Here is a 25,631-nt window from a genome sequence, read left to right on the forward strand (position 1 = left end):
GCAAGCAGAACCGGGCGTTCTGACCAAGGTGTGGTTCAAGAAAGCGGCCCAAGTTGTTGAAAGCAAACAGTGGGTATTTTCCGTCCCGTTAGGTTAGACTAGGGCAAGACGCGGTGGATGTTGATTCGGATACAGCCGCGACACAAGGAACCTTGATAAAGAGGTGGCAGGGGCATGAGCCAGATCGAAGAATTACAGCGCCGTATCATTGCCGCAATGGATCGGATCGGAACCGGCGTTGACGCGCTGCGGGATGCCGCGCCGGCCGACGGCGGTGCCGATGACGCCCTGCGCGTGGCACTGGATGATGAACGCGTTGCAAATGCGCAGTTGGAAGAGCGTCTGAAAACACTGAAGGATCGCCACGAACAGGAAGTCGACGCCATGCGCGCCGATATGGAAAGTCTGCGGACGGCACCGGTGGAAGATCCTGAAAACGGCGCGCTGCGGGAACAGTTGGCCGCGGCGACGGCAAAGCTGGCCTCGGTCGAGGCCGCGCGCGCCGAACTGGCAGCGGCCAAGGCGGCGCTGGAAAACCAGGATGAACTTGAGGCGCTCAAGGCTGAAAACGCACAACTGGCTTCGGCTGTCAGCGCTGCGCAAGAGGTCGAGGCCGAAAATGCACGCCTTCGGTCGGAACTGGCCGACAGCGAACGGGTGGCCGAGTTAAGCGCCGAGTTGGACATGTTGCGCGCGGAACGCGCCAGCCATGGGGCGGCAATGTCGCGGTTGGATGACGATCTTCAACGAATGCGCAAAGCTAACGAGCAACTTCGCCAATCGGTCGATGAATTGCGGGCCGCGGCCGAAGACGGCTTGCCCGATGCCGATCTGCTCAACCGCGCCACGGTGGCCGAGCTTGAGGCCACGCGTGCCGCGCAGGCGACAGACGCGGCCGAGGCGCAAGCGGTTCTGGCCCGGCTGGAACCGCTGCTGTCGCAGGCAAAACTGGCGGAAGGAGAGGTTGAATAATGCCCGAAGTGACCATTCAAATCGGTGGGCGCGGCTTTGAAGTCTCGTGCCAGGAAGGCGAAGAGGCGTTTCTGCATTCCGCCGCCAAGATGCTGGATGATGAGGCGCAAGTTCTGTCCGATCAGATCGGCCGGATGCCGGAATCGCGGATGTTGTTGATGGCTGGCCTGATGCTGGCGGACAAGACAGCCGGGACGGAAGAAAAGATACATGCGCTCGAAGTGAAGCTGGCTGCGGTCGAGGCAGAGATGCACGCGCTCAGAAACATGCCGCAGCCGGAACCCGAACGGATCGAGGTTGCCGTGGTACCGCCCTCGGTGACGGACACGCTGGCGGAACTGGCAGCGCGGGCCGAGGCCCTGGCCTCGGTGGTCGAAGAAAGGTCTGGGGAATGAATTCGGCCCGAACCCTCGTATGCGCCGCAGTTTTGGCGCTGCCGGGTGGTTTGGCCTGGGCTGAGATCGACATCCTGCCGGTCACATTCACCTGCGAGGGTGGGGTCCCCCTGCAAGTCGCCTATTTCAATGCGCCCGACGGATCGAGTGCGGCGGCGATGATGGTGGACGATCAACTGGTCACGTTGCGGCAAGTCGTAAGCGGGTCGGGCATTCGCTATGAATCCGAGGGCGGAGCAGGAACCTATGTCCTGCGGTCCAAAGGCTGGGATGCCAATGTGGGCTTTCTGGCGGCAGGCTCAGATGCCGCCAGTGAGCAAGTTATTCTACAAAACTGCAGCAGCCGCTGATCAGGCGTTCGCTTCGCGGATTTTGTCTGCGGCTTCTTTGTTGTAGCCGACGCCGTTGTCGTCAAACAGCGTATCCAACTCACCCGACAGGGTCATCTCGGTGATGATGTCGCAACCGCCGACGAATTCGCCTTTGACGAAAAGCTGCGGCACGGTCGGCCAGTCGGAATAATCCTTGATGCCCTGACGCACCTCTTCATCGGCCAGAACGTTCACGTCGGTGTAATCCACGCCCATGTAGTTCAGAACACCGGCCACGCGGGACGAAAACCCACATTGCGGCATTTCCTTGGTGCCTTTCATGTACAGCACCACATCATTGGCTTTGACGGTTTCGTCGATTTGGGTCTTAACGTCGGTCATTTCGCGTTTCCTTAGTCTTGCCCGTTTGAATGGGCGGTCATTTTCGTCTGAAGTAACGTAGGCCTTCCCGCCAGTTCCGTTCTTCTTGTTCTTGGTTCTTCTCATGAACCTTGTCGATGTCATTGACTTTGGTCACGCCATCGGGTTGCCAAGGTCGACGCTTCAATTCGTCGGGGTCTGGACGCATGTCGACAAGCTTGCGCTTTTTGTTGCGCTTCACATAGGCTTCGATCAGCGCGGCGGCAACTACCAACGCTGCGATTATGCCTATCCAGAATAGCCAGCCGTTCATTTTTAAACCTCAACCCAAGCGTCGTTCGTATTGACGCCATCTCATTTTCCTTGTGACACGCCAATATCTGGGCCCGTATTTCAGTAGTTTTGGCAGATCACAAAACAAGATCGATAGTGAGTAGATAATGTCAATGATCAGGAAGGTTAGCCTCAGCAGAACCCATCCGATCGGTTCATCCATTATTCAGGCACTTTCGTTGTCAACGCCAGCGCGTGTAGTTCTCCGTCCGGGCCGTCCATTTTGCCTTTCAACGCAGCATAAACGGCCCGCTGCTGCTGGACTCGGTTCTTCCCGCGAAAGCTTTCGTCCACGACCATGGCCGACATGTGCATGCCGTCATGCCCGCCAACCTGAATTTCCGCATCCGGAAAGGCTTCGCGCAGCAAGTGTTCGATTTCGTGGGCGCTCATCGGCATGTAGGTAACTCCTGAAGGTCTTTCCCAAGATGTAGAGCGCCAGGGCGGGGCGCGCAAGGGTGTGAAAGGGGGCGGAAAACGACAAAACCTGCGCCCATCGTGACGCAGGTTTTGCAATCAAAACTGATCGATGATCAGGCCACGGCCTCGGCAAAGCTGCTGCGGAAGGTGGCGGTCAGTTCCTCAAGCGCGGCCTCGGAGTTGCCGATGCGCACGCTGTCGCCGGTGAAACGGCCAACGGAAACCAGCGGAACACCGGCCTGACCGGCCGAGATCATCAGAGCCTCGGCCTGATCGAAGTTACAGGCGACCAGATAGCGGGCCTGATCCTCGCCGAACAGGAACTCGGTCGAGGCGTCGTCGAGGCAGACGCCCACGCCCGCGGCCTCGGCCAGTTCGAACGCGGCCAGAGCAAGGCCACCATCGCCCAGATCGGTGCAGGCCTTGATCATCTCACGATTGGCGCGGATGAACTCACCGTTGCGTTTTTCGGCGTCCAGATCGACATGCGGCGCGTCGCCGTCTTCGCGGTTGAAGACTTCGGCCAGCAGGGCGGATTGACCCAGATGGCCGTTGGTTTCGCCGATGACCAGCACAACGTGACCTTCGCGCACTTCGTTTCCGATGATCTCATCGGTATGGGACAGCAGGCCGACCGCGCCAATGGTGGGCGTTGGCAGGATCGCCTGACCGTCGGTTTCGTTATACAGCGAGACGTTGCCCGACACGATGGGCATGTCCAGCGCGGCGACGGCTTCGCCAATACCTTGAATCGCGCCCACGAACTGGCCCATGATCTCGGGCTTTTCGGGGTTGCCGAAGTTCAGGTTGTCGGTGGTGGCCAGCGGTTTCGCACCCACGGCGGTCAGGTTGCGATAAGCCTCGGCCACCGCCTGCTTGCCGCCCTCGACCGGGTTGGCACGCACATAGCGCGGGGTCACGTCACTGGTGAAGGCCAGCGCCTTGTCTGTACCATGTACGCGGATCATGCCAGCACCCAGACCCGGTGTGCGGGCGGTGTCGGCCATGACCATGGTGTCATATTGCTCGTATACCCACTGCTTGCCCGCGTAGTTGGGCGAGGCGAGCAGGGCGCGCAGACCATCAATCGGGTCGATCTGCGGGACCTCGGCCGGTTCTTCGGCCTCGGGCGTTGCCACCCACGGGCGGTCATATTCGGGCGCGGTCGAGGACAGTTTCGACAGCACCAGATCAGCTTTGACCTCTCCGTTGTGGACGATGAGGAAACGGTCCTCAGCGATGGTTTCACCGACGATGGCAAAGTCCAGATCCCATTTCTCGAATACGGCGCGGGCTTCGGCCTCAAGTTCGGGCTTGAGAACCATCAGCATCCGTTCCTGAGACTCGGACAGCATCATTTCGTATGCAGTCATGTTCTCTTCGCGCTGGGGCACGTTTTCAAGATCCAGACGCACGCCCAGACCACCCTTGTCGCCCATCTCAACGGCGGAACAGGTCAGGCCAGCAGCACCCATGTCCTGGATCGAGATGACTGCGCCGGTCTGCATCAGCTCCAGCGTGGCTTCCATCAGGCGCTTTTCGGTGAACGGATCGCCGACCTGAACAGTGGGGCGCTTTTCTTCGATCGTGTCGTCGAATTCGGCCGAGGCCATGGTTGCACCGCCAACGCCGTCGCGGCCGGTTTTCGCGCCCAGATAGACCACGGGCATTCCGACGCCCGACGCTGCCGAATAGAAAATCTTGTCACTGTCGGCCAGCCCCGCGGCAAAGGCGTTCACAAGGCAGTTGCCGTTATAGGCCGGGTGAAATCGGACCTCGCCACCCACGCAGGGAACGCCGAAGCAGTTGCCATAGCCGCCGATGCCTTCGACCACGCCGTTGACCAGCCGACGGGTCTTGTGGTGGCCGGGTTCGCCAAAGGACAGCGCATTCATTGAGGCAATAGGGCGTGCACCCATGGTGAAGACGTCGCGCAGAATGCCGCCGACACCAGTTGCCGCACCCTGATAGGGTTCGATGTAGGACGGGTGGTTGTGGCTTTCCATTTTGAACACCACGGCCTGACCGTCGCCGATATCGACCACGCCCGCGTTCTCACCCGGTCCGCAGATCACCTGAGGGCCCGAGGTGGGCAGGGTACGCAGCCATTTCTTGGACGACTTATAGGAACAGTGTTCGTTCCACATGGCCGAAAAGATGCCGAGTTCGGTGAAGGTCGGCTCGCGCCCGATGATCTCGAGGATCATGTCGTATTCGTCGGGCTTGAGCCCGTGTGCGGCGATCAGATCGGGTGTGATTGCGGGCTCTTGCATCTTCTGTCCTGTGTCCAATTGGGCCGAGATTGCGCGCCTTTTAGGGCAAGGGCGCGCCCGTGGAAAGGGTTAAGACCCGCAACGCATAGTTTGACGCGGGCTGCGCGTTAAAAAATGGCCGCCCGGCTGGGTCAGCAGGGCGGCCATTCTGGATTTCAAAGGTTTCCGGATTATTCCGGCGCGCCGTGTGCCGAGCCGGGTTTCTGCGCCTGTTGTTCGGCTTTCTGGTTGGCTGCTTCACCGGCCGCGGCCCCGACGGCGGCCTTTTGTTCCTCGGACAGGTGATCAGCATCGTCCAGGCCGGGGATCGCAACGCGCACCTCGCGGCGGGCAAAGTCGATGCCGTTTTCCTTGAACGCGGCTTTGACCCGGTTGAAGATTTCTTTGCGCAGCGTGAACTGCTTGCCCGGTTTGGCCATGAACTTGCCCCGGATAATCATACCCACATCGTCAAAGTCGAACACGCCCTGAGACTTGAAGGGCTGCAGGAAACCGTCCTTGTGGGTCTCGTCCTCCATCATCTCGGCACCGATCTTCTTGAAGATCTTCTTTACCTTGTTGGGGTCGGTGTCGAATGGCACGGTGAATTTCAGCTTCATGATGACCCAGTCGCGGCTGTAATTGGTCAGCTTCTGAATTTCGCCATAGGGAATGGTGTGAACCGGTCCGCGATGATGGCGCAACTGCATCGACCGGATCGAGATTTTCTCGACCGTGCCGGTGGTGCCGCCCACATCGACGTATTCACCCACGCGAAAGGCATCATCCACCAGAAAGAAGATCCCGCCGACGATATCGGCTACCAGCTTCTGGGCGCCGAAGCCGATGGCCAGGCCCAGAACACCGGCACCGGCCAGCAACGGCGTGATGTTGATCCCCAGCGCCCCGAGGGCGAGCAGGACAAAGATCACCGCAATGGCGGCCTGAGCGGTCACGCGCAGCAGGGGCAGAACCGTCGCCAGACGCGACCCACCAGAGCCACCGCCTTCGCCGGCCTCTTCATCCGGGCTTTGTTCGGCAGCGGTTTGTTCCTTGGCCAGACGACGGTTGATCCAGAGCGAGACGACCTCGTTCAGAATGTAACCGACGGCGATGATGATGAAGAACTGGATCAGCTTGCTGCCGGATTCGGCACCACCGCCTGCGATTTCCCGAAGGTCGAGGTCCCAGGCCCTGGCAATCATCAGAATGACCAGAATTCCGGCCAAAACCCGACCGATGCGAATATAGCTGCGCTTGGTGGATCTATAGGCTTTCTCCGCCACCGGACCTTCGCCCATCATAGGTGGCTGAAGATGGCGCACCAGACCGCGGATTAACGTGTCCAGTGCAGGTGCGATCAGCAGCCAGAACATCGTCGTGAAATGCGCCCCCTGAACCAGCAATGCAAGGGATGAGGGATTACGTTGCGCCACCAGAAACTCGACCAGCAGCCATATCGCGGCAGAAACAACAATGGCGAAGTATGGATAGTAATGCGCCACTTCCTCGTCGAACTTGGTGTGATCGGGGTCAGTGCCCAGCATCATCTGCGACAAGCCTTCGCGGGCCTTCCAGGCAATGACGCCGATATAGATGTGGATTGCCGCATTCAGCCAGAACCCGATGCGCGTTTCGCCAGCGGTGACCCCGTTCAGTTCATTGAAATGGATGATGAACAGTGTGAACCCGATCAGCAGCAACAGACCGATCAGATTTCGGTGCAGGTATTTCGCCCAGTGATCATCTATGTTCACAAGGCGGAAATGAGGTTTGTTCGGCGCCAGAACAAAACGCGAGACGGCTGCGCCCAGTCGTGGGATCCAGATCAGGTAGAACACGAAAGGCGCGGCATAGGTCACTTGTTCCGGCGTCAGAAGACCGCGTCCAAGGGCGCGGATGACGACATAGAAAACCACCAAACCCGCTATCTCGTGGCAGAAGCGGCGGAACAGATAGCTGACGGCCCCCCACAGATCATTCTCATCGGCGGGTTCGGCCTGGCTTTGCCACTTTCGGGTCAAAAATCCGAACAGCTTTTCCGCGATGAAGCCAACGATCAGTACGCTCAGCAACAACCCCATAAGGACAAACACGCCGTTGGTCCCGAACGTGCCGACGAAATTGTCGACAGCATGTACCTGCGCGCTGAAAAGGTTAGGCACGGTGACGGCGACATGCGTCCACGACGCCACCATTTCCGCCCAGATTTCGTTTAATTCCGTGATCGGGTCTTCGCGTTCCGCGGCTTCCGCGGCCTTTTGCTCGGCGACCGCGTCCAGACGTTCCAGAAGAATGGCGCGAACCTGATCGTCTGACATCCGCGCGACCAGATCGTCCACCTGCTCGGGCGTCAGGTCTTCGGGAATGCTGACAGAGGCTGCGGAACCTGTGGTGCCGCTGTTCTGGGCCAATACGGGCCCGGTCAAGCAGATGACGGAGATTATCGCCAACAATAGGCGAAAAGGGTGAAACATAGAATCTGTCCTCGAACGCAAGTCTTCGTGATTTTTTTTGTGATCATAGGTCTAAGTGCCCGAATTTCACAGATGTTTCACCATTCGAACCTGCGTGCGTTGCCTGAAAGCAAAAAAAAGGCCGAGCACTAAGCTCGGCCGTAGTCCAACAGGGAGGTATGAAGATGATGAGCGTTGCAGCATCACCGTCTTCGAGTGCTCATTTAGGGATCAGTTTGTGAACGATCAAGATTTATCAGACTGATTGCTGATCATGCCCGCTATGCTACATATGCATAGCTAGAGTTTTCCCATTTGCTTCAACTGTTTGCGTTGCGCGATGATCTCATCCTGAACAAAGTCGCGGAAGGCGGCGACGCGCTTGGAATGGCGCAATTCCTCGGGGTAGGCGAGGTAGACGGGAACGTCTGCGGTTTCGATATCCGACAGAACCGGCACAAGATGCGGGAAATCCTGCGTGACGTAGTCCGGCAGCACGCCGATTCCCAGATTGTGCAACACGCCCTGCAGAACGCCGAAATAGTTGTTCACCGTCAGCAGCGAGCCGGGATTGTAGGTCATCAGGTGCCGCACCATCGACGCGCTTGCGCCAACCTGCGGGGCCGAGGGTGTCTGGCAGATCAGCCGGTGGTCTTTAATCTCGTCCAGGGATTTCAGCATCCCACCATGGGTTTCGATGTATTCCTGTGTTGCATAGAGGGTCATCTGCACGGTCATCAGCCGTTTGCGGACCAGATCGGCTTGGCTGGGTTCTTTCATGCGGATGGCGACGTCGGCCTCGCGCATTGGCAGGTCGAGCACGCGTTCCTCCAGCATCAGGTCGATGTTGAGATCGGGGTATTGTTCATACAGCTTCGGAAGGCGCGGGGCGAGCCAAAGCGTTCCAAAGCCGAACGTGGTGGTGACTCGCAGTACACCAAAGACTTCTTCTTCGCTGTCGCGGATACGGGCGGCGGCGGCGTCCAGACGTTTGGACATGGCCGAGGTCGCATCGAACAGCAACTCTCCTTGTTCGGTCAGAATCAGCCCGCGTGCGTGGCGGTGAAACAGAGTCGAATCAAGCGACTCCTCCAGCGCCCTTATCTGTCGGCTGACGGCCGATTGCGACAGGTTCAGCTTGTCACCCGCATGAGTCAGGCTGCCTGCATCCGCCACCGCGTGAAATATCCTAAGCTTGTCCCAATCCATCGCCGCAACTTTCGTTATCTTTCGGAACGCCTATATGAAATAGGTAACAACTTCCACAATCAAAGGCTGAAATCCTTAGGTTTCAGAGGATAAACCCTATGCAGGTCAGAAATTATGACCTAAAATGGGTGAAAAAGTAGCACACTGATCTGACGAGGGGAGGCGTCTGATGAGTCAGCCACAAATATCACTGAATGACCGCTTCGATCTGAAAAAGAACCCGATCCTTTTGAATGGCACGCAAGCGCTGGTGCGCCTGATGCTGATCCAAAAGGCGCGGGACATGCAGGCGGGGCTGAATACCGCCGGTCTGGTAACCGGCTATCGCGGATCGCCGCTTGGTGCCGTGGACCAGCAGATGACGCGGGCCCAAAAGCAACTGTCCGAAAGCGACGTTACTTTTCAATACGGCTTGAACGAAGATTTGGCCGCCACAGCGCTGTGGGGCAGCCAGCAGGCTGGGCTGCGCGGGGACGGGCGGTTCGATGGTGTCTTCGGTCTGTGGTACGGCAAAGGACCCGGAGTAGACCGGTCCGGCGACGTGATGCGCCACGCCAACATGGCGGGCACGGCCAAACATGGCGGTGTACTGATGGCGATGGGGGATGACCACACTGGCGAAAGCTCGACCGTTCTGCACCAGTCGGAGTGGTCTCTGGTCGATATGTATATGCCGATCGTCAGCCCGGCCGGGGTACAGGAAATTCTGGACTATGGTATTTACGGGTTTGCGCTTAGCCGGTTCTCGGGGCTCTGGGTCGGCCTGAAGACGATGAAGGATACGATCGAGGTGACTTCGGTTGTGGATGGCAGCGTCGACCGGATGAACCTGATGTTGCCTAAGTTCGACATGCCCGAGGGCGGGCTGAACATCCGTCTGGGCGATACGCCGCACTTGCAGGAAGGGCGGATCATCGATTTCAAGCGCTTTGCCGCTGAAACGTTTTCGCACGCCAACAAGATGGACCGCAGGGTCTGGGGCAAGCCCGGAGCTAAGATCGGCTTTGTCGCTGCAGGGAAGAACTGGCTGGACCTGACCCATGCGATGTCTCTGTTGAATCTCGACGAGGATGAAGTCGAACGTTTGGGCATCACCACCTACAAGATCGGACAGACCTTTCCGTTGGACATGGCCGGGTTCCACGACTGGGCTGAAGGGTTGGACCTGATTGTTATCGTTGAAGAAAAACGAAAGCTGATCGAGGTGCAGGTCAAAGAGGCCATCTTTGACGACCGCCGGGGCCGCCGCGTATATGGCTGGTACAAGGGCGGGGCCGGGACTCTGCACCGCGAGGAACTGTTCCCGACTCGGGGCGCGCTGGATCCGATCATGATCGCCGAGAAACTGGGTGAGATTCTGATCGAAGAGGGCCGTGAGACAGACGGTGTCCGCGCCGGTCTGAACAGCTTGTCCGAAGCCCGCCGCGCCGATAATGCCGAGGAAATTGCGACGCGTCTGCCATATTTCTGTTCAGGCTGTCCGCATAACAGCTCGACCCGGCTGCCCGATGGCAGTCGCGCTTATGCGGGCATCGGCTGTCACTACATGGTGCAGTGGATGGACCGAGACACTACAGGCTTTACCCAAATGGGGGGTGAGGGCGTGAACTGGATTGGTGAGGCTCCATTCTCGACCACCAAACACGTGTTCCAGAACCTTGGTGACGGGACCTACAACCACTCGGGCGTGCAAGCGATCCGGGCGGCTTTGGCGGCGGGTACGAATATCACCTTCAAGATCCTTTACAACGACGCCGTCGCCATGACCGGCGGGCAGGAGAATGAGGGTGACCTGACCGCCGAACGGATCGTGGCCGAGGTCAAGGCCATGGGCGTTCAGCATGTCGCTGTGGTCTATGATGAAAAAGAAGACTTGAACTTCAAGGTTTTGCCTGCCGGAGTTGAAACATTTGAACGCGCCGGACTGATGCAGGTTCAGGAACGGTTCCGCGAGATCGAGGGCGTCTCGGTCATCGTCTACGTCCAGACCTGCGCGGCCGAGAAACGACGCCGGCGCAAAAAGGGTGCGTTCCCGGATCCGGACAAACGGGTCTTTATCAATGCCGATATCTGCGAAGGCTGTGGCGATTGCGGCGTGCAGTCGAACTGCGTCTCGATCGTTCCGAAAGAGACCGAACTGGGCCGGAAGCGGGCCATCGATCAATCCAGCTGCAACAAGGATTTCTCTTGTATCAACGGGTTTTGCCCGTCGTTCGTAACGTTGGAAGGCGCGCAAATCCGCAAGGAAGCCACCACCGAGATCGACCTGCCGGATCTGTCCGAACCCGTACTGCCGGAAATCAAGGGCACGCATAACGTGGTGATCACGGGGGTCGGGGGCACAGGTGTCGTGACCTTGGGTGCCATTCTGGCCCAGGCCGCGCAGATCGACGGCAAAGGTGCCGGAATGATGGAGATGGCAGGCCTCGCCCAAAAGGGCGGAGCCGTGCATATCAACTGCCGTCTGGCCAACCGTCCCGAGGATATCAGCGCCATTCGCGTGGCCACAGGCGAAGCGCACGCGTTGATCGGTGGCGATCTGGTAGTGTCCGCCGGGGCCAAGACCTTGGGCCTGACGCGGGCGGGTCAAACCGGGGCTGTCGTCAACTCTCATGAAACCATCACCGGTGATTTCACCCGCGATACCGAGTTCCGAATTCCAGGCGATCGGCTCAAACTGTCGCTACAGGCGCGGTTGAAGGAAGATGTTTCCCTGTTCGACGCCACCGAACTGGCGCGTGCGGTGATGGGGGACTCGATCTATTCCAACATGATGATCTTTGGCGCGGCGTGGCAACGTGGCTTGTTGCCGGTCAGTCATGACGCAATCTTGTCGGCCATTGAATTGAACGGCACGGCGGTTGAACGCAACAAACGCGCCTTCGATATCGGTCGCTGGGCGGTCCTGCACCCGCAGGATGTTGCCGGGATTCTCGAGCCTAATACAGCTGAATTGCCGAAAACTCTGGACCAGATGATTGAGTTCCGCGTGCAGCACCTGACCGCCTATCAAAGTGGTCGTCTGGCCAACCGGTATCTCAAGCTGGTCAATGCGTTTGAGGATGAAGGCATCCGAAAAGCAGTGGCAAAAGGTTATCATAAACTGTTGTCTTACAAGGATGAATACGAGGTTGCCCGATTGATGCTGGACAGCCGCGAAAAAGCGGCCGCCGAGTTCGATGGGGATTTCAAAATGACCTTCTATCTGGCCCCGCCCATTTTGGGTGGCACCGGGTCGGATGGTCGAGCGAAGAAACGGGCCTATGGGGAATGGTTGCTGAAGCCGATGAAGCTTTTGACCAGGCTTAAAGCCCTGCGCGGGACGCCGCTGGACATTTTCGGCTATAATGCCGAACGCCGGATGGAGCGAAAGTTGATCAAGCAATATGAGCGTGATATCAAAGAGATAACGCCGCTTGTTACACCGCAAACGCGGGATGCCGTTATTGCTCTTGCGCAATTGCCGCTGGACATTCGAGGGTTCGGGCCAGTGTTGCGCGCCAACGAGGCCAAAGCCGCCAAACGGCGCGAGGAACTGTTGGCCGTGATCCGTGACGGAGGGCCCGAACTGCGCGCAGCCGCCGAGTAAATCGTCACGGGCTTGTCACGAAGCCTAGGCAAAGTTGTTGCATAAACCTATCTTGCAGGTAGCAAACCTCGGAGACTCGAATGCCCTCGCGTCGGCACGTCGCTCGTGACATTTCCTATGCCCATTCCGCCGAAACCAGGGGCGGGAAGATGGTGATCAAGCTGATGGAGAACACCACAGGTCGCTTGCGTCTGATTAAGCGCGCAGATGGGTATGAGAAAGAAGTGACCGATGGGCGTGATTTCTGGTCTGTGATGGTGGGTCGCTATGGTCTGTCGCTGGATATAGTCGGCGGGGCGCTGTCGAACATTCCAAAGGACGGCCCGCTCATCCTGATCGCCAACCATCCGTACGGGATCTTGGATGGACTCATGATGGGTCATATGCTGTCCGAGACGCGAGGGGATTTTCGTATTCTGGCCCACCGCGTTTTCCGCAAGGCCGAGGACATAAATCGCATCATTCTGCCGATCTCGTTTGACCAGACCAAAGAGGCGATGAAGCTGAACCTTGAAACCCGAAAAACGGCGCTGAACTATCTGGGTGAGGGCGGCGCAATCGGGATTTTCCCGGGCGGCACGGTCAGCACCGGGGTCAAACCGTTCTCATACCCGATGGACCCGGGTTGGCGCGGTTTTACGGCGCGGATGGTGGCTAAGTCGAACGCTACGGTCGTTCCGGTTTTCTTCGATGGCCATACCTCGCGCCTGTTCCAGATCGCCAGCCATTTGCACAACACTCTGCGCATGGGTCTGTTGATCAAAGAGTTCAAAAAGCGGGTAGATACTCCGGTCAAGGTTGTTATTGGAAACCCCATCGGGCGCGACGTTCTGGACCCTTTGGCCAAGGACACACGCAAGATGATGGATTTCTTGCGCAAAGCCACGTATGAGCTTTCCCCAAAGCCGCTGAAGTCTTACGACTATGGCTATGAGTTTGAGGAACGGCATCGCGCCTAAAGGGGCAAATGGCAGTAGGCATTTTTGATTCTGGATTGGGCGGTCTGACCGTTCTGGACGCCGTGCAGAAACGTCTGCCGGACGTGGATTTGTTGTATTTTGCGGACAGCGCCCATGCGCCTTATGGCGTGCGCGATGCCGAGAATATCTATGACCTGACGCGACGCGCTGTTTACGACCTGTGGAATCGCGGCTGTGATCTGGTGATTCTGGCCTGCAACACCGCCAGCGCGGCCGCGTTGCGCCGGATGCAGGAAGAAGGCGTGCCCGAGGGAAAGCGCGTTCTCGGCGTCTTTGTGCCGCTGATCGAAGCCCTTACCGAGCGTCAATGGGGCGACAACAGCCCTCCGCGTGAGGTTGCTGTGAAACATGTGGCGCTGTTTGCCACGCCAGCGACGGTCTCCAGCCGCGCCTTTCAGCGTGAACTGGCGTTCCGCGCGATTGGTGTGGACGTCGAGGCGCAGGCCTGTGGCGGTGTGGTCGATGCCATCGAAGATGGTGACATGATATTGGCCGAGGCTCTGGTGCGCAGCCATGTGGATGCGTTGAAACGGAAAATGCCGGAACCGCAGGCCGCGATTCTGGGCTGCACCCACTATCCGCTGATGGCCGAGACCTTTCAGGCCGCCCTGGGGTCGGAAGTGCAAGTGTTCAGCCAGGGTGCTTTGGTGGCCGAAAGCCTTGCGGATTATCTGCAGAGACACCCGAAGATGCAGGGTGAGGGCAAAGGTGGGTTTCTGACCACTGGCAGGCCCGGCACTGTCAGCGACCGGGCCACGCAGTTCCTCCGACGACAAATCACGTTCGACGCCGCGTGACTTAGGTCAAGGACGGCTCAGCGCAATCTCCTTTATTTGAAGGCCGTCGCATCGGCGGTCGTGATCTGTGACACAATGGAACAAGAGGTCTGACATGACCCATAAAATCGCAATTCTGGGTGCCTCGGGTTATACCGGCGCTGAACTGGTGCGGTTGATCGCCGAGCATCCGCACATGGAAATCACGGCTTTGGCTGCCGAGCGCAAGGCAGGGATGCCGATGGCGCAGGTCTTCCCGCATTTGCGCCACATGGACCTGCCGGACCTGTGCAAAATCTCCGAGATTGATTTCTCGCAAGTCGATCTGTGTTTCTGCGCCTTGCCGCATAAAACCAGCCAGGAGGTCATTCGCGACCTTCCGAAAGACCTGAAGATCATCGACCTGTCCGCGGATTTCCGTCTGCGGGACGCGGAAGAGTACGAAAAGTGGTACGGCAATCCGCACGTGGCTTTGGAGCAGCAGGAAGAGGCGGTTTACGGCCTGACCGAGTTCTACCGCGATGATATCCGCAACGCGCGGCTGGTGGCCGGCACGGGTTGCAACGCGGCGACGGGTCAGTATGTGTTGCGGCCGCTGATCACGGCCGGTGTGATTGATCTGGATGATATCGTACTGGACCTGAAATGCGCCGTGTCGGGGGCAGGCCGGTCGCTGAAAGAAAACCTGCTTCATGCAGAACTCAGCGAGGGCTACAATGCCTATGCTGTGGGTGGCACGCACCGGCATCTGGGCGAGTTCGATCAGGAGTTCTCGGCCTTGGCCGGTCGCACCGTGCATGTGCAGTTCACGCCGCACCTGATCCCGGCCAACCGGGGTATTCTGGCGACCACTTATGTAAAGGGTGATCCGGCCAGCGTGTATGAGGCTCTGGCTAAAGCCTATGAAAATGAACCGTTTATCCGGATGCTGCCGTTTGGCGAGACGCCCTCGACCCACCATGTGCGGGGCTCGAACTTTTGCCATATCGGTGTGGTTGGTGACCGGATTGAACGTCGCGCCATCGTGATTGGCGCATTGGATAACCTGACAAAAGGTAGCAGTGGCCAAGCCTTGCAGAACGCCAACCTGATGTTAGGTGAGGATGAAACCGCGGGCCTGATGATGGCCCCGTTGTTCCCGTGAGGACGAAATGAAAACGCTCAAGAAACGCCGTCGAGTCCAAGTCATTCTGCTGGCCGTCGTGGCCCTTTTTGTGGCCACGGGGTTGATTGGGTATGCGTTGCAGGATGGCATCAACTTTTTTCGCTCACCCAGCCAGGTGATCGCAGAACCTCCGAAACCAACCGAAGTGTTCCGCATCGGTGGTCTGGTCGAGGAGGGCTCGATCATTCGCGGGCAGGGCGAGACGGTGCATTTTGTCGTGACAGACGGTGGCGAGAGTGTGCCAGTGGCGTTTACCGGCGTTTTGCCTGATCTGTTTGCCGAAAATCAGGGGATGGTGGGCACGGGTTCTTATGTGAATGGTGTATTTGAAGCCACTGAAATCCTTGCCAAACACGACGAAACCTATATGCCGAAAGAGGTTGTGGACGCGCTGAAAGAGCAAGGCGTTTATCAGGAGGCTGACGAAAGCTGAACGCAGCTGCGCTGCGGGCCTCCGGCGGGAGTATTTCGGAAAAGATGAAAAAGGGCGTTGCGCGCAACAGGCGGGCAGCGCCCTGTTTCGTTGTTGGAATTTAACCGGGTTGGGAAACCGTGTGTCGCACCAAATGCGGAGGGTGCAATGCAGACGGTACGACAGATTGCAACTGAGATCGTGGCGCGTGAAGGCGGGTTTGTGGATGATCCGGACGATCCCGGCGGGGCGACCAAATACGGTGTGACCATTCACACCATACGCCGCCTCGGGTTGGACCTGTCAGACGATGGGGTGATCAACGGCGCCGATGTGCGGTTGCTCAGTAGATCGCAGGCCGTCGATATTTTTGTGGAGCATTACTTTGAGTTGCCCCGGTTGAGCCTGCTGCCGCAGGTTTTGCACCCATCGGTTTTTGACATGTACGTCAATGCGGGCGGTCATGCCGTCAAGATCCTTCAACGGCTGCTGCGCGAAATGGGGTTCGGGGTCGTGGTAGACGGTGTCGTCGGGCCGAAAACCGCGCGGGCCTGCCAGAACGCGGCAGACCCTGATCCGGTTACCTTGCGCGATGCCTATGGGGTTGCGCGGCGCAATTTTTATTTCCGTCTGGCCGACCACCGACCAGCCTCTCGCAAATACGCTCGGAATCGAGCGGGTGGCAAAGGCGGATGGATTAGGCGGGCCGAGGAGTTCGTCTCGTCGACCTATCACCTGAGCGATTCAGATTTTCAAAGGAGGGTTGCGGGATGGGAATGATCTCGAACGTCTTGACGTTTCTGTTTGGAGGCGGGCGGAATGTTGTTCGCGAAACTGCTGAAATTTTTCGTGAAAATGCCGAAAATGGGGCCGAGCGCGGCCTGGTGTTGCAGCAACAGGCGATGGTTCAGTTTGGTCAGGAATTTCAGGCACCGACAAAGGGGGCGTTTGATCGGTTCATGGACGGGCTCAACCGGTTGCCGCGCCCGGCGATGGCGCTGGGGACGTTGGGTCTGTTCATAGCCGCTATGGTCGATCCTTTGTGGTTTGCGGCGCGGATGCAGGGGATCGCGCTGGTTCCTGAACCGTTGTGGTGGCTGCTAGGGGTGATCGTGTCGTTCTATTTCGGTGCGCGGCATCAGGCCAAGGTTCAGGATATGCAGCGAGAGATCACGGCCACGATGAAGCGCACCCCACAGGTGCTGGAAAACCTGCGGGCGTTGAAGGCCCTGCGCAGCGATGGAATCGGAGCTGCCGATCCGGGGACGGATGTTGCTCTGGCCGAAAACGCGAGCCATACCGGTGATAACCCTGCTTTGGAGGACTGGCGGCGCAAACGCGCGACCTGACCCGCGACACTATGCTCGCCCCAAAGGGGCGAAAGTGATTGGTGCTTGCCGGGCAACAGGATTATATCCGGGGCCATGATTACAGAACTTGGCCATTTTGCCCTGATCCTCGCTTTTCTGGTTGCCATCGTGCAGTCAGTTGTTCCGCTGATAGGTGCCGCCAAACGGTGGCCCGGTTGGATGTCCTTTGCTGAACCTGCAGCCATATTGCAGTTCCTGCTGGTGGGATTCTCGTTCTTGGCGCTGGTCTGGGCGTTTGTGGCCTCGGATTTCTCGTTGCGGGTGGTGGTTGAAAACAGCCATTCCGCCAAGCCGATGCTATACAAGATCAGCGGTACATGGGGGAACCACGAGGGCTCAATGCTGTTGTGGGTGCTGATCGTGTCGCTGTTCGGCGCCATGGCTGCGTTTTTCGGAGGCGGCCTGCCGCCCACGCTGAAAGCGCGGGTTCTCGCGGTTCAGGCTGCGATTGCGGTGGCGTTCTTTGCCTTCATCCTGTTCACCTCGAACCCGTTTGACCGGCTGATCGTTGCTCCGTTTGACGGGCGCGATCTGAACCCGCTGTTGCAGGACCCCGGTTTGGCCTTCCACCCGCCGTTCCTGTATCTGGGCTACGTGGGCCTGAGCATGGCCTTCAGCTTTGCCGTCGCCGCCCTGATTGAGGGGCGTGTGGATGCCGCATGGGGCCGCTGGGTGCGTCCCTGGACGTTGGCTGCGTGGGTGTTCCTGACCATCGGCATCGCGCTGGGGTCCTGGTGGGCTTACTACGAGCTTGGTTGGGGTGGTTTCTGGTTCTGGGACCCGGTCGAAAATGCCTCGTTTATGCCGTGGCTGCTGGCTGCCGCGCTGCTGCATTCGGCCATTGTGGTGGAAAAGCGCGAGGCGTTGAAAAGCTGGACTATTCTACTGGCGATCATCGCCTTTGGCTTCTCGCTGATCGGTACGTTCATCGTGCGGTCGGGGCTGCTGACGTCGGTTCACGCCTTCGCCAATGACCCCGAGCGCGGCGTGTTCATCCTGTTTATTCTGGTGATCTTCATCGGCGGCTCACTAACTCTGTTTGCCGCACGCGCGCAGGCGATGGAGGCCAAGGGCGTCTTTGGCATGGTCAGCCGCGAAAGCGCGCTGATTCTGAACAATATCCTGCTGGCCGTCAGCTGTTTCGTCGTGTTCGTCGGGACGATGTGGCCGATGGTGGCCGAGATGGCTTTTGACCGTAAACTCTCGGTCGGTGCGCCGTTCTTCAACGCAGCCTTCACGCCTTTCATGGTTGCTTTGGGTATTGCATTGCCAGTAGGGGCGATGCTGCCGTGGAAGCGCGGCAAGCTTGGCAAAACCGCCAATTCCTTGCGCTATGCATTCCTGCTGGCGTTGGCTCTGGCCTTGCTGGTCTGGGCGATGCAGACAGGACGCAGCGCACTGGGACCGGTTGGCCTGTTCCTGGGCGCATGGATCACCTTCGGCGCCGCCGTCGATTTATGGAGCCGCACGGGCCGCAAAGGCAGCCTCAAACGCCTGTTCCGCCTGCCGGGTGCAGACTGGGGCAAGGCCGTGGCGCATACGGGTCTGGGCGTAACCATGTTCGCCATTGCCGGCCTGACGGCGTGGGAGGTCGAAGACATCCGCGTCGCACAACCCGGTCAGCCGTTTGAGGTTGGGCAGTTCACCCTGACCCTGACAGATGTGCAGCGAGTGCAGGGGCCGAACTATTTCTCGACCATGGCAGATGTTCGGGTTGAAAAGAATGGGCGGCCCATGGGCACGCTTCATCCTGAAAAACGCGACTATCCGGTTGCACGGATGCCCACCACCGAGGCGGCGATCGACTATCGGTTCCTTGGTGACCTTTATGTGGTGATAGGTGACCAGCAGGCCGATGGCGGCTGGGTCATGCGGACCTATATCAAACCGCTGGCGAACTGGATTTGGGGCGGGTGTATCCTGATGGCTCTGGGCGGTTTGCTCAGCCTGTCGGACCGCCGGTTCCGGGTTGCAGCCGGTGCGCGCAAGGCGCCAACGGGCGGGGTACCTGCGGAATGAAACGTCTGATCCTGATCCTGACGCTGATTGCGTCGCCCCTGTTCGCCGTGCAGCCCGACGAAGTGCTGGACGATCCGGTGCTGGAGCAACGGGCCCGGGACCTCAGCACCGGGCTGCGCTGTCTTGTCTGCCGCAACGAAAGCATCGATGAAAGTAACGCCGAACTGGCGCGCGACCTGCGCCTGCTGCTGCGGGAACGACTGGTCGCCGGAGATACGGACCAAGAGGCGATTGCCTTCATCGTGGATCGTTACGGCGAGTATGTGTTGCTGAAACCGACCACCTCGGGCTCGAACCTGATGCTATGGCTGGCCGGTCCGATCATGTTGCTGATCGCCGCAGCGATGGGATGGAACTTTCTGCGCAAGCGATCCCAAGTTCAGGTCAGTGGTGAAAAGGACAAACTGACCGACGCCGAAAAAGAGCGTTTGCGCCAAATTCTTGAAGACTGACCCAGGGTTCCGCTTTTCCTTCCCCTGCATTTCGGTCAGGGTTCCGGAAAGACCGGAAATTTGGGGAGGGGTTCATGGAATACGAAACGATCCTGTTGGATATCACGGACGATTTGGCGGTTGTGACCCTGAACCGTCCCGACAAGATGAATGCGATGACGGCTCAGATGCGGGCCGAGGTCACGCACGCGATGAAACACGCCGCCCGGCACGCGCGGGCAATTGTTCTGACCGGGTCCGGCGGTGCGTTTTGCTCGGGTCAGGATCTCGGGGACGCGTCCAGCACCGGCAAGATTGATCTGGAACGGACGCTGCGCGATGAATACGAGCCGATGCTTGAGATGATCTATGATTGCCCGGTTCCAACCATTGCGGCCGTCAACGGCCCGGCCGCCGGGGCAGGGGCGAACCTTGCGCTGAGTGCCGATGTGGTGATCGCAACCGAAAGTGCGTATTTCCTGCAGGCTTTTGCCCGGATTGGCTTGTTGCCCGATGCGGGCGGTACGTGGTTCATGCCGCGCCAGATGGGGTTCGCCAAGGCCATGGGGGCCGCGTTGTTCGCCGACAAGATCAGCGCGCGGCAGGCGGATGACTGGGGCCTGATCTGGGAGGCTGTGCCCGACGACGCGTTTGACGCCCATTGGCGCAAGCGCGCTGCGTATCTGGCCAACGGCCCTACAGCCGGATTCGGTGCGATCAAAAAGGCGATCCGCGGAACTTATGAGAAAACGCTGCCGCAGCAGCTGGCGATTGAGGCGCACTTGCAGGGCGATTGCGGTCGTAGCCGCGATTTTGCCGAAGGCGTTGTGGCCTTCATGGAAAAACGCCCCCCGAAATTCGAGGGGCGTTGAAGATTAGGCGCGGCGGCGGCGGCGTGTGCGCCGCTCGGGCGCGGCATCGTCGCCAGTTCCATCCGATGCCGAAGAGAACGGCCCAAGAGCATCGGTTATCTGATCCAGCGTCGGGCGCGAGCTGCGCTGTCTGGTATCCAGAGCCTCGCGCATTTTACGCAGATGGTCGGGCATGGTGCCGCAGCAACCGCCAATGATAGTTGCCCCGGCATCGCGCGCCATGGCCGCATAGTCCCCCATCAGATCCGGCGTTCCGTCATAGTGGATGTGGCCGTCGACGTATTTCGGAATGCCTGCATTGCCTTTCGAAATCACGGGACGCTCGGTTCCTTGTGCGGCAAAGCCCAGCACAGTGCGCAGAATGTCCGAGGCACCGGTGCCGCAATTGGCGCCGAAGGCAATCGGCGGGTTGGGCAGGGTTTCGACCAGCTGCACCAAATCGGCCGAGGTCACGCCCATCATTGTGCGCCCGGCAGTGTCAAAGCTCATGGTGCCGCACCAGGGCATGTCGGCCATAGCAAAGGCCTCGGCTGCCGCGCGGAACTCTTCGGGTGCGCTGATCGTCTCGACCCACAGAACGTCCACACCACCAGCCTTGAGCGCTTCGGCCTGTTCATGGAACATCTCAACCGCAGCGGCGTGGGACAGGCTGCCTACGGGTTGCATGATTTCGCCCGTCGGACCGACCGAACCAGCCACCACGACAGGACGCCCGGCCTTGTCAGCAACTTCGCGGCCCAATTCTGCGCCAATGCGGTTCAACTCACCCACTCGGTTCTGCGCATCATGCAGTTTCAGACGCGCCGAGGTGCCGCCGAACGTGTTGGTCAGAAACAGATCGCTGCCCGCATCGACCGAGCCCTGATACAGCGCGCGGATCTTGTCCGGTGCATCCACGTTCCATAGCTCGGGCGCGTCGCCGGACTGAAGGCCCATGTTAAACAGATTGGTACCAGTTGCCCCATCTGCCAGAATGGCATCGTTGGATTCAAGAAGCTTGCTCAGTGCATTTGTCATTGGGGTGTTCCGAAAAAAGGCGCAAAAGGCCTGGCATCTATTGGAGACGCCCCGTGTCTCATGACCGGGGCGTTAAATCAAATTCATAAATCTCATGAAGATCATGAGGCAGGCGCTAACGCCTTAGTCTGTCTCGCTAAGAACCTGCGCTTTGGCTTCGGGCAGAAGCTCGGCCATCTTGGCGCGGATTTCGTCGTCCGACGACAGCGAACCCAGATCGCCCGAGATCTTGCGCACAACGTCTTCGTGTCCGGCTTCTTCCAGATCGGCAGTGACGACGGTTTTGGCGTAGTCTTCGGCCTCTTCGCCGGTTTTGCCCAGTTTTTCTGCAGCCCACAGGCCAAGCAGCTTGTTGCAGCGGGCTTGTGCTTTGAACTGCATTTCCTCGTCATGCGCAAACTTGGCTTCAAAGGCGTATTCGCGTTCGTCAAACGTGGTCATTGGTTGGGGACCTCTTGGATAACAACTTCTTTCCTGATGATATGACTATACGTGCGCCCGTTCGCAAGGGATTTGCGCTGCGTCAAAGCCCCTCGGGTCAGTAAACTTGCGGGAAAGGGGGGCTTGCACTATGAGAACGCCAACGTGAGGGGACTCATTCCCTCTGTGCAGAGTGGAAAGGTCGCTTATGGCGCGTCGCAAGAAAATCTATGAAGGTAAAGCCAAGATTCTGTACGAAGGACCCGAGCCGGGTACAATCGTGCAGTATTTCAAGGACGACGCCACCGCGTTCAACGCCGAGAAGAAGGACGTGATCGACGGCAAGGGCGTGCTGAACAACCGCCTGAGCGAGTTCTTCATGAACGGTCTGGCGCAGATCGGCGTGCCGACCCATTTCATCCGCCGTCTGAACATGCGCGAACAGCTGGTACGCAGCTGCGAGATCGTGCCGCTGGAAGTGATCGTGCGCAACTATGCCGCCGGGTCGATGTCGAAACGTCTGGGCATTGCCGAGGGCACGCAACTGCCGCGTCCGATCGTGGAATACTGCTACAAGGACGACGCGCTGGGTGATCCTCTGGTCACCGAAGAACATATCGCCGCCTTTGGCTGGGCCAGCCAGCAGGACATGGAAGACATCCTCAGCCTGGCACTGCGGGTGAATGACTTCATGAGCGGTGTGATGTTGGCGGTGGGCATCCGTCTGGTCGACTTCAAGATCGAGATCGGGCGCGTTTATGACGGCGACTATCAGCGTCTGATCATCGCGGATGAGATCAGCCCCGACAGCTGCCGTCTGTGGGATATCGAGACCGGTCAGAAACTGGACAAGGACGTGTTCCGCCGCGATCTGGGCAATCTGACCGATGCGTATTCTGAAGTTGCTCGCCGTCTGGGCGTCCTGCCGAAAAGCAACGTGACCAAACCGACGCTGATCAACTAAGCGGCCTTTTGGTGGGAAAATGAGTGAAAGCGCCGTCCGCCAAGACGGCGCTTTTTTCTTTTTGCTCTGGTGGTTTGACAGCGCGCCCGGTCCTTCGCATTGTCGGGCAGGTGCAATCAGGGTGGTCCCAATATGGCCGAATTGTTTGATCAGGCTGTCTTTCTGAAGTTCCTCGCGGCGCTGCTGGCGATCTTCAACCCGCTTTACGGCATCCCGATCTTTCTGAGCATGACCGAGGGCTATTCGACGTCCGAGCGCAAGCGCGTGGCGTTAATCGTGACGGGTACTGTTGTGGTCGTCGCCCTGATCGCCGTGCTGGTGGGCGAAGAGGTGCTGGCTATCTTTGGCATCGACATCCCCTCGTTCCGCATTGCGGGTGGATTGATCATTCTGGGGGTTGGTATGTCGATGCTGAACGCGTCTGACCGGCCGCAGGGCGATCAGCAGGCGGTGGAAGAGGGGGGCAAGAAGAAAAGCAACATCGCCGTTGTGCCACTGGCGATTCCTCTGACCATTGGTCCAGGAACCATTGCGACCACAATTGTTTTTGCCCACACGCTGTCGGACGGGGCCGAGATTGTCACACTGGGGTCCGCGGTGCTGATTGCCTGCGCGATCGTGGGGCTGGGGTTGCTGTTCGCGGACCCGATATCGCGGTTTTTCGGGCCGACCATGATCAATGTCATCACCCGCGTCATGGCGATCATTCTTGTCGCCGTCGCGGTCGAGATGGTGCTGACCGGCACATTCAACGCCATAGATGCGCGGTACCCGGGACTGATCGGCGGAAGCTGATCAACCAACCTGCGTCAAACTGTATGCGGACAAGGGTTGTCGAGCGCCGCTTCACACGCTATCCCCCGCGCAACGGAACGGGCCCGGAACCACGGCCCTCAGCTGGAGTTGCAGGAATGAAAGCACGGGTGCATGTGATGCTGAAAAACGGGGTCCTCGACCCGCAGGGTGAGGCCGTCCGGCACGCTTTGGGCGCTATGGGCTTTGATCAGGTCGAAGGCGTGCGTCAGGGCAAGGTGATCGACCTTGAACTGGCCGAAGGTGCGACCGAGGCCGACATCACCGAGATGTGCGAAAAGCTGTTGGCCAACACCGTCATCGAACGTTACGAGATCGAACTGGTCTGACTTGATGCGGGCCGCCCGTCTGATCACCTATCGTCAGTCGTTGGAGCTGACGACCATTCCCGACCCAGAGCCGGCCGAGGACGGCGTTGTCGTCCGAGTGCTGGCTTGCGGTGTTTGCCGGTCGGATTGGCACGCGTGGTCGGGGTCTGATCCGGATGTGGTCTTGCCGATAACACCCGGGCACGAATATTGCGGCGAAGTCGTTGCCGTTGGGGCGCGGGTGACCCGTTGGAAAGCTGGGGATCGGGTGATTGCGCCGTTCATTCTGGCCTGCGGCCATTGTTCGGATTGTGCGCAGGGCCACCAAACGATCTGCTCGGATCAGGTGGTGCCTGGTTTCACCTGTGACGGGGCCTTTGCCGAGCACATTGCCGTGGCGCACGCCGACGCCAACCTGACGGCTTTGCCGGACACGCTCGCGCCTGAAATCGCGGCTGCCCTGGGCTGTCGGGTGACGACCGCCTGGCAGGCTCTGGTGGGGCGGGCGCAGATACAGGGCGGCGAGTGGCTTGCCATCTTTGGCGGCGGCGGCGTGGGCGTCTCAACACTCTTGCTGGGTAAGGCGCTTGGGGCGCGTGTCGTCGTGGTCGATATCGTTGACGACAAGCTGGCCTATGCCACAAGCCTTGGCGCTGACGCCGTCGTCAATGCGGCCACCAGTGATGCATCGGAGGTCGTGAAAGAAATCACCGGCGGCGGTGCGCATGTCGCGATTGAGGCGCTGGGAATCGAAACCACCACCGTTGCTGCCGTGAAATCCCTGCGTAAGCTGGGCCGCATGGTGCAGATCGGAATGCCGGCCGGAAAGCACTCGACAATGTCTTTGCCGATGGACGTGCTGTATTCAGGCCAACTGGCCGTTTACGGAACCCGCGGGATGCCAAGCTGGCGCTATCCGTCGCTGTTGTCGCTGATTTCCGGGGGCAGCGTTGATCTCAGCCCGCTGGTGACGCGAAAAATATCTCTGAACCAGGTAAGTGAGGAACTTGCCGCCTTTGACCATCCAACGCCACCAGGTGTTGCCGTGGTCACCGATTTTGTCTGTTAGGAGGGTCCGCAATGCGCGCAGCCGTCATCGTTTTCCCCGGTTCGAACTGTGACCGGGACCTTGCAGTGGCCTTTGAACAGGCCGGGTTTCAGGTCGATATGGTCTGGCACAAGGATGCCGCGCTGCCCGAAGGGATCGACATCGTAGGCGTGCCCGGCGGGTTTTCGTATGGAGACTACCTGCGCTGCGGTGCCATCGCCGCACAATCGCCGATCTGCAAGGCTGTCGTCGACCACACAAATCGTGGCGGTTACGCCGTGGGGGTGTGCAACGGGTTCCAGATCCTGACCGAGACCGGCATCCTGCCCGGCGCGCTGCTGCGTAACGCGGGTTTGAAATACATCTGCAAGACCGTGGGTCTGAAGGTGGCCACCAGCGACAGCGCCTTTACCCAAGGCTACAACGCAGGCGATGTGATCGGAATTCCGATTGCGCACCATGATGGAAACTATTTCGCCGATGACGCCACATTGTCCGCGCTTCAGGATCAGGACCGGATCGCATTCACCTATACCGAGAATCCGAACGGCTCGGTCGGGGACATCGCCGGTATCCTGTCGGAAAACCGCAGGGTTCTTGGGATGATGCCGCACCCTGAGCGCGCTGCGGATGATGGGCATGGAGGCACCGACGGTACGGCATTGTTCCGCGCATTGTCGGGTGTCCTCGCGCCTGCGTGACTTGAGGTTGCAACGAA

26 protein-coding genes are annotated in these 25,631 nt (G+C 59.1%); 18 read left to right on the top strand and 8 right to left on the bottom strand.

The window, feature by feature from the left end; all coding sequences use genetic code 11:
- Positions 1-174: 174 nt before the first annotated feature.
- From ACOQFT_RS21275 to ACOQFT_RS21285, 3 genes are read left to right on the top strand one after another with little or no spacing between them, the layout of a single operon-like run.
- Complete coding sequence (locus ACOQFT_RS21275; protein WP_421599832.1) at positions 175-972, top strand: hypothetical protein; 798 nt, start codon at positions 175-177, stop codon at positions 970-972.
- Positions 972-1,367 carry a cell division protein ZapA gene (locus ACOQFT_RS21280; RefSeq protein ID WP_421599833.1) on the top strand — a complete coding sequence of 132 codons (396 nt, stop codon included), beginning with the start codon at positions 972-974 and terminating at the stop codon, positions 1,365-1,367. Before ACOQFT_RS21275 ends, ACOQFT_RS21280 begins: the two co-directional genes overlap by 1 nt.
- Positions 1,364-1,717, top strand: coding sequence for an MliC family protein (locus ACOQFT_RS21285; RefSeq protein ID WP_421599834.1), 354 nt, complete (start codon positions 1,364-1,366; stop codon positions 1,715-1,717). The genes ACOQFT_RS21280 and ACOQFT_RS21285 overlap by 4 nt, the downstream gene beginning before the upstream one ends.
- Here ACOQFT_RS21285 and grxD read toward each other — a convergent pair whose 3' ends face one another.
- The 6 genes from grxD to ACOQFT_RS21315 all read right to left on the bottom strand — a co-directional run bounded on the left by grxD (position 1,718) and on the right by ACOQFT_RS21315 (position 8,729).
- Positions 1,718-2,080: a Grx4 family monothiol glutaredoxin gene (gene grxD, locus ACOQFT_RS21290; RefSeq protein WP_421599835.1), complete on the bottom strand. Its 363-nt coding sequence runs from the start codon at positions 2,078-2,080 to the stop codon at positions 1,718-1,720. It lies immediately after the preceding gene.
- A gap of 37 nt (positions 2,081-2,117) precedes the next feature.
- A complete protein-coding gene (locus tag ACOQFT_RS21295) occupies positions 2,118-2,372 on the bottom strand; it encodes a hypothetical protein (RefSeq protein ID WP_421599836.1) in 255 nt (84 codons plus the stop codon).
- A 182-nt stretch (positions 2,373-2,554) separates the two neighbouring features.
- Positions 2,555-2,791 (bottom strand): BolA/IbaG family iron-sulfur metabolism protein, encoded by a 237-nt coding sequence (locus tag ACOQFT_RS21300; RefSeq protein ID WP_170398586.1) that lies wholly within the window; start codon positions 2,789-2,791, stop codon positions 2,555-2,557.
- A 134-nt stretch (positions 2,792-2,925) separates the two neighbouring features.
- Positions 2,926-5,085 carry a phosphoribosylformylglycinamidine synthase subunit PurL gene (gene purL / locus ACOQFT_RS21305; RefSeq protein ID WP_421599837.1) on the bottom strand — a complete coding sequence of 720 codons (2,160 nt, stop codon included), beginning with the start codon at positions 5,083-5,085 and terminating at the stop codon, positions 2,926-2,928.
- A 170-nt stretch (positions 5,086-5,255) separates the two neighbouring features.
- Entirely contained in the window at positions 5,256-7,541 is a 2,286-nt protein-coding gene (locus ACOQFT_RS21310; protein ID WP_421599838.1) for a mechanosensitive ion channel domain-containing protein, read from the bottom strand.
- A gap of 279 nt (positions 7,542-7,820) precedes the next feature.
- Positions 7,821-8,729 (bottom strand): LysR family transcriptional regulator, encoded by a 909-nt coding sequence (locus tag ACOQFT_RS21315; protein ID WP_421599839.1) that lies wholly within the window; start codon positions 8,727-8,729, stop codon positions 7,821-7,823.
- A gap of 169 nt (positions 8,730-8,898) precedes the next feature.
- Between ACOQFT_RS21315 and ACOQFT_RS21320 the strand changes: the two genes are divergently transcribed.
- The 10 genes from ACOQFT_RS21320 (at position 8,899) to ACOQFT_RS21365 (ending at position 20,343) form a co-directional block, all read left to right on the top strand.
- Positions 8,899-12,318: an indolepyruvate ferredoxin oxidoreductase family protein gene (locus ACOQFT_RS21320; protein ID WP_421599840.1), complete on the top strand. Its 3,420-nt coding sequence runs from the start codon at positions 8,899-8,901 to the stop codon at positions 12,316-12,318.
- A gap of 80 nt (positions 12,319-12,398) precedes the next feature.
- Positions 12,399-13,277 carry a lysophospholipid acyltransferase family protein gene (locus tag ACOQFT_RS21325; RefSeq protein ID WP_421599841.1) on the top strand — a complete coding sequence of 293 codons (879 nt, stop codon included), beginning with the start codon at positions 12,399-12,401 and terminating at the stop codon, positions 13,275-13,277.
- Between the two features lie 8 nt (positions 13,278-13,285).
- Entirely contained in the window at positions 13,286-14,095 is an 810-nt protein-coding gene (locus tag ACOQFT_RS21330) for a glutamate racemase (RefSeq protein ID WP_421599842.1), read from the top strand.
- A gap of 94 nt (positions 14,096-14,189) precedes the next feature.
- Positions 14,190-15,218, top strand: a complete 1,029-nt coding sequence (gene argC / locus ACOQFT_RS21335; RefSeq protein WP_421599843.1) for an N-acetyl-gamma-glutamyl-phosphate reductase — start codon at positions 14,190-14,192, stop codon at positions 15,216-15,218.
- 7 nt (positions 15,219-15,225) lie between these two features.
- Positions 15,226-15,672 (top strand): cytochrome c maturation protein CcmE, encoded by a 447-nt coding sequence (ccmE, locus tag ACOQFT_RS21340; protein WP_421599844.1) that lies wholly within the window; start codon positions 15,226-15,228, stop codon positions 15,670-15,672.
- Positions 15,673-15,819: 147 nt separating this feature from the next.
- Positions 15,820-16,431: a holin-associated N-acetylmuramidase gene (locus ACOQFT_RS21345; protein WP_421599845.1), complete on the top strand. Its 612-nt coding sequence runs from the start codon at positions 15,820-15,822 to the stop codon at positions 16,429-16,431.
- Complete coding sequence (locus ACOQFT_RS21350) at positions 16,422-17,000, top strand: holin family protein (protein ID WP_421599846.1); 579 nt, start codon at positions 16,422-16,424, stop codon at positions 16,998-17,000. The genes ACOQFT_RS21345 and ACOQFT_RS21350 overlap by 10 nt, the downstream gene beginning before the upstream one ends.
- 75 nt (positions 17,001-17,075) lie before the next feature.
- The gene (locus ACOQFT_RS21355; protein ID WP_421599847.1) at positions 17,076-19,040 is read left to right on the top strand and encodes a heme lyase CcmF/NrfE family subunit; all 1,965 of its coding nucleotides are present in this window, start codon (positions 17,076-17,078) and stop codon (positions 19,038-19,040) included.
- Positions 19,037-19,492, top strand: coding sequence for a cytochrome c-type biogenesis protein (locus tag ACOQFT_RS21360; protein ID WP_421599848.1), 456 nt, complete (start codon positions 19,037-19,039; stop codon positions 19,490-19,492). The genes ACOQFT_RS21355 and ACOQFT_RS21360 overlap by 4 nt, the downstream gene beginning before the upstream one ends.
- Positions 19,493-19,566: 74 nt before the next feature.
- Positions 19,567-20,343: an enoyl-CoA hydratase-related protein gene (locus ACOQFT_RS21365; RefSeq protein WP_421599849.1), complete on the top strand. Its 777-nt coding sequence runs from the start codon at positions 19,567-19,569 to the stop codon at positions 20,341-20,343.
- Between the two features lie 3 nt (positions 20,344-20,346).
- Here the strand turns inward: ACOQFT_RS21365 and bmt are convergent, their stop codons facing one another.
- Positions 20,347-21,360, bottom strand: coding sequence for a betaine--homocysteine S-methyltransferase (bmt, locus tag ACOQFT_RS21370; RefSeq protein WP_421599850.1), 1,014 nt, complete (start codon positions 21,358-21,360; stop codon positions 20,347-20,349).
- A gap of 123 nt (positions 21,361-21,483) precedes the next feature.
- Positions 21,484-21,801 (bottom strand): DUF1476 domain-containing protein, encoded by a 318-nt coding sequence (locus ACOQFT_RS21375; RefSeq protein ID WP_421599851.1) that lies wholly within the window; start codon positions 21,799-21,801, stop codon positions 21,484-21,486.
- Between the two features lie 187 nt (positions 21,802-21,988).
- Between ACOQFT_RS21375 and purC the strand changes: the two genes are divergently transcribed.
- The 5 genes from purC to purQ all read left to right on the top strand — a co-directional run bounded on the left by purC (position 21,989) and on the right by purQ (position 25,614).
- Positions 21,989-22,744, top strand: coding sequence for a phosphoribosylaminoimidazolesuccinocarboxamide synthase (gene purC, locus ACOQFT_RS21380; protein WP_421599852.1), 756 nt, complete (start codon positions 21,989-21,991; stop codon positions 22,742-22,744).
- A 132-nt stretch (positions 22,745-22,876) separates the two neighbouring features.
- Positions 22,877-23,539 (top strand): MarC family protein, encoded by a 663-nt coding sequence (locus ACOQFT_RS21385; protein WP_421599853.1) that lies wholly within the window; start codon positions 22,877-22,879, stop codon positions 23,537-23,539.
- Between the two features lie 116 nt (positions 23,540-23,655).
- Positions 23,656-23,886, top strand: a complete 231-nt coding sequence (gene purS / locus ACOQFT_RS21390) for a phosphoribosylformylglycinamidine synthase subunit PurS (protein WP_109311572.1) — start codon at positions 23,656-23,658, stop codon at positions 23,884-23,886.
- Positions 23,887-23,890: 4 nt separating this feature from the next.
- Positions 23,891-24,934 (top strand): zinc-dependent alcohol dehydrogenase family protein, encoded by a 1,044-nt coding sequence (locus ACOQFT_RS21395; RefSeq protein ID WP_421599854.1) that lies wholly within the window; start codon positions 23,891-23,893, stop codon positions 24,932-24,934.
- Positions 24,935-24,945: 11 nt separating this feature from the next.
- Positions 24,946-25,614, top strand: a complete 669-nt coding sequence (gene purQ / locus ACOQFT_RS21400) for a phosphoribosylformylglycinamidine synthase subunit PurQ (protein ID WP_421599855.1) — start codon at positions 24,946-24,948, stop codon at positions 25,612-25,614.
- Positions 25,615-25,631 lie beyond the last annotated feature (17 nt).

Origin of the sequence: Ruegeria sp. MALMAid1280, from assembly GCF_049195285.1 — a bacterium.
Lineage (GTDB): Bacteria > Pseudomonadota > Alphaproteobacteria > Rhodobacterales > Rhodobacteraceae > Ruegeria.

What these genes read in the sequence shown, in the direction of transcription:
- ACOQFT_RS21395 (WP_421599854.1), top strand. Translation starts at nt 23,891, where the DNA reads ATGCGGGCCGCCCGTCTGATCACCTATCGTCAGTCGTTGGAGCTGACG.
- ACOQFT_RS21360 (WP_421599848.1), top strand. Translation starts at nt 19,037, where the DNA reads ATGAAACGTCTGATCCTGATCCTGACGCTGATTGCGTCGCCCCTGTTC.
- ACOQFT_RS21295 (WP_421599836.1), bottom strand. Translation starts at nt 2,372, where the DNA reads ATGAACGGCTGGCTATTCTGGATAGGCATAATCGCAGCGTTGGTAGTT.
- purQ (WP_421599855.1), top strand. Translation starts at nt 24,946, where the DNA reads ATGCGCGCAGCCGTCATCGTTTTCCCCGGTTCGAACTGTGACCGGGAC.
- purS (WP_109311572.1), top strand. Translation starts at nt 23,656, where the DNA reads ATGAAAGCACGGGTGCATGTGATGCTGAAAAACGGGGTCCTCGACCCG.
- argC (WP_421599843.1), top strand. Translation starts at nt 14,190, where the DNA reads ATGACCCATAAAATCGCAATTCTGGGTGCCTCGGGTTATACCGGCGCT.
- ccmE (WP_421599844.1), top strand. Translation starts at nt 15,226, where the DNA reads ATGAAAACGCTCAAGAAACGCCGTCGAGTCCAAGTCATTCTGCTGGCC.
- purC (WP_421599852.1), top strand. Translation starts at nt 21,989, where the DNA reads ATGGCGCGTCGCAAGAAAATCTATGAAGGTAAAGCCAAGATTCTGTAC.
- grxD (WP_421599835.1), bottom strand. Translation starts at nt 2,080, where the DNA reads ATGACCGACGTTAAGACCCAAATCGACGAAACCGTCAAAGCCAATGAT.
- ACOQFT_RS21315 (WP_421599839.1), bottom strand. Translation starts at nt 8,729, where the DNA reads ATGGATTGGGACAAGCTTAGGATATTTCACGCGGTGGCGGATGCAGGC.
- ACOQFT_RS21275 (WP_421599832.1), top strand. Translation starts at nt 175, where the DNA reads ATGAGCCAGATCGAAGAATTACAGCGCCGTATCATTGCCGCAATGGAT.
- ACOQFT_RS21280 (WP_421599833.1), top strand. Translation starts at nt 972, where the DNA reads ATGCCCGAAGTGACCATTCAAATCGGTGGGCGCGGCTTTGAAGTCTCG.
- bmt (WP_421599850.1), bottom strand. Translation starts at nt 21,360, where the DNA reads ATGACAAATGCACTGAGCAAGCTTCTTGAATCCAACGATGCCATTCTG.
- ACOQFT_RS21310 (WP_421599838.1), bottom strand. Translation starts at nt 7,541, where the DNA reads ATGTTTCACCCTTTTCGCCTATTGTTGGCGATAATCTCCGTCATCTGC.
- ACOQFT_RS21300 (WP_170398586.1), bottom strand. Translation starts at nt 2,791, where the DNA reads ATGCCGATGAGCGCCCACGAAATCGAACACTTGCTGCGCGAAGCCTTT.
- ACOQFT_RS21355 (WP_421599847.1), top strand. Translation starts at nt 17,076, where the DNA reads ATGATTACAGAACTTGGCCATTTTGCCCTGATCCTCGCTTTTCTGGTT.
- ACOQFT_RS21325 (WP_421599841.1), top strand. Translation starts at nt 12,399, where the DNA reads ATGCCCTCGCGTCGGCACGTCGCTCGTGACATTTCCTATGCCCATTCC.
- ACOQFT_RS21375 (WP_421599851.1), bottom strand. Translation starts at nt 21,801, where the DNA reads ATGACCACGTTTGACGAACGCGAATACGCCTTTGAAGCCAAGTTTGCG.
- ACOQFT_RS21345 (WP_421599845.1), top strand. Translation starts at nt 15,820, where the DNA reads ATGCAGACGGTACGACAGATTGCAACTGAGATCGTGGCGCGTGAAGGC.
- ACOQFT_RS21285 (WP_421599834.1), top strand. Translation starts at nt 1,364, where the DNA reads ATGAATTCGGCCCGAACCCTCGTATGCGCCGCAGTTTTGGCGCTGCCG.
- ACOQFT_RS21365 (WP_421599849.1), top strand. Translation starts at nt 19,567, where the DNA reads ATGGAATACGAAACGATCCTGTTGGATATCACGGACGATTTGGCGGTT.
- ACOQFT_RS21320 (WP_421599840.1), top strand. Translation starts at nt 8,899, where the DNA reads ATGAGTCAGCCACAAATATCACTGAATGACCGCTTCGATCTGAAAAAG.
- ACOQFT_RS21350 (WP_421599846.1), top strand. Translation starts at nt 16,422, where the DNA reads ATGGGAATGATCTCGAACGTCTTGACGTTTCTGTTTGGAGGCGGGCGG.
- purL (WP_421599837.1), bottom strand. Translation starts at nt 5,085, where the DNA reads ATGCAAGAGCCCGCAATCACACCCGATCTGATCGCCGCACACGGGCTC.
- ACOQFT_RS21385 (WP_421599853.1), top strand. Translation starts at nt 22,877, where the DNA reads ATGGCCGAATTGTTTGATCAGGCTGTCTTTCTGAAGTTCCTCGCGGCG.
- ACOQFT_RS21330 (WP_421599842.1), top strand. Translation starts at nt 13,286, where the DNA reads ATGGCAGTAGGCATTTTTGATTCTGGATTGGGCGGTCTGACCGTTCTG.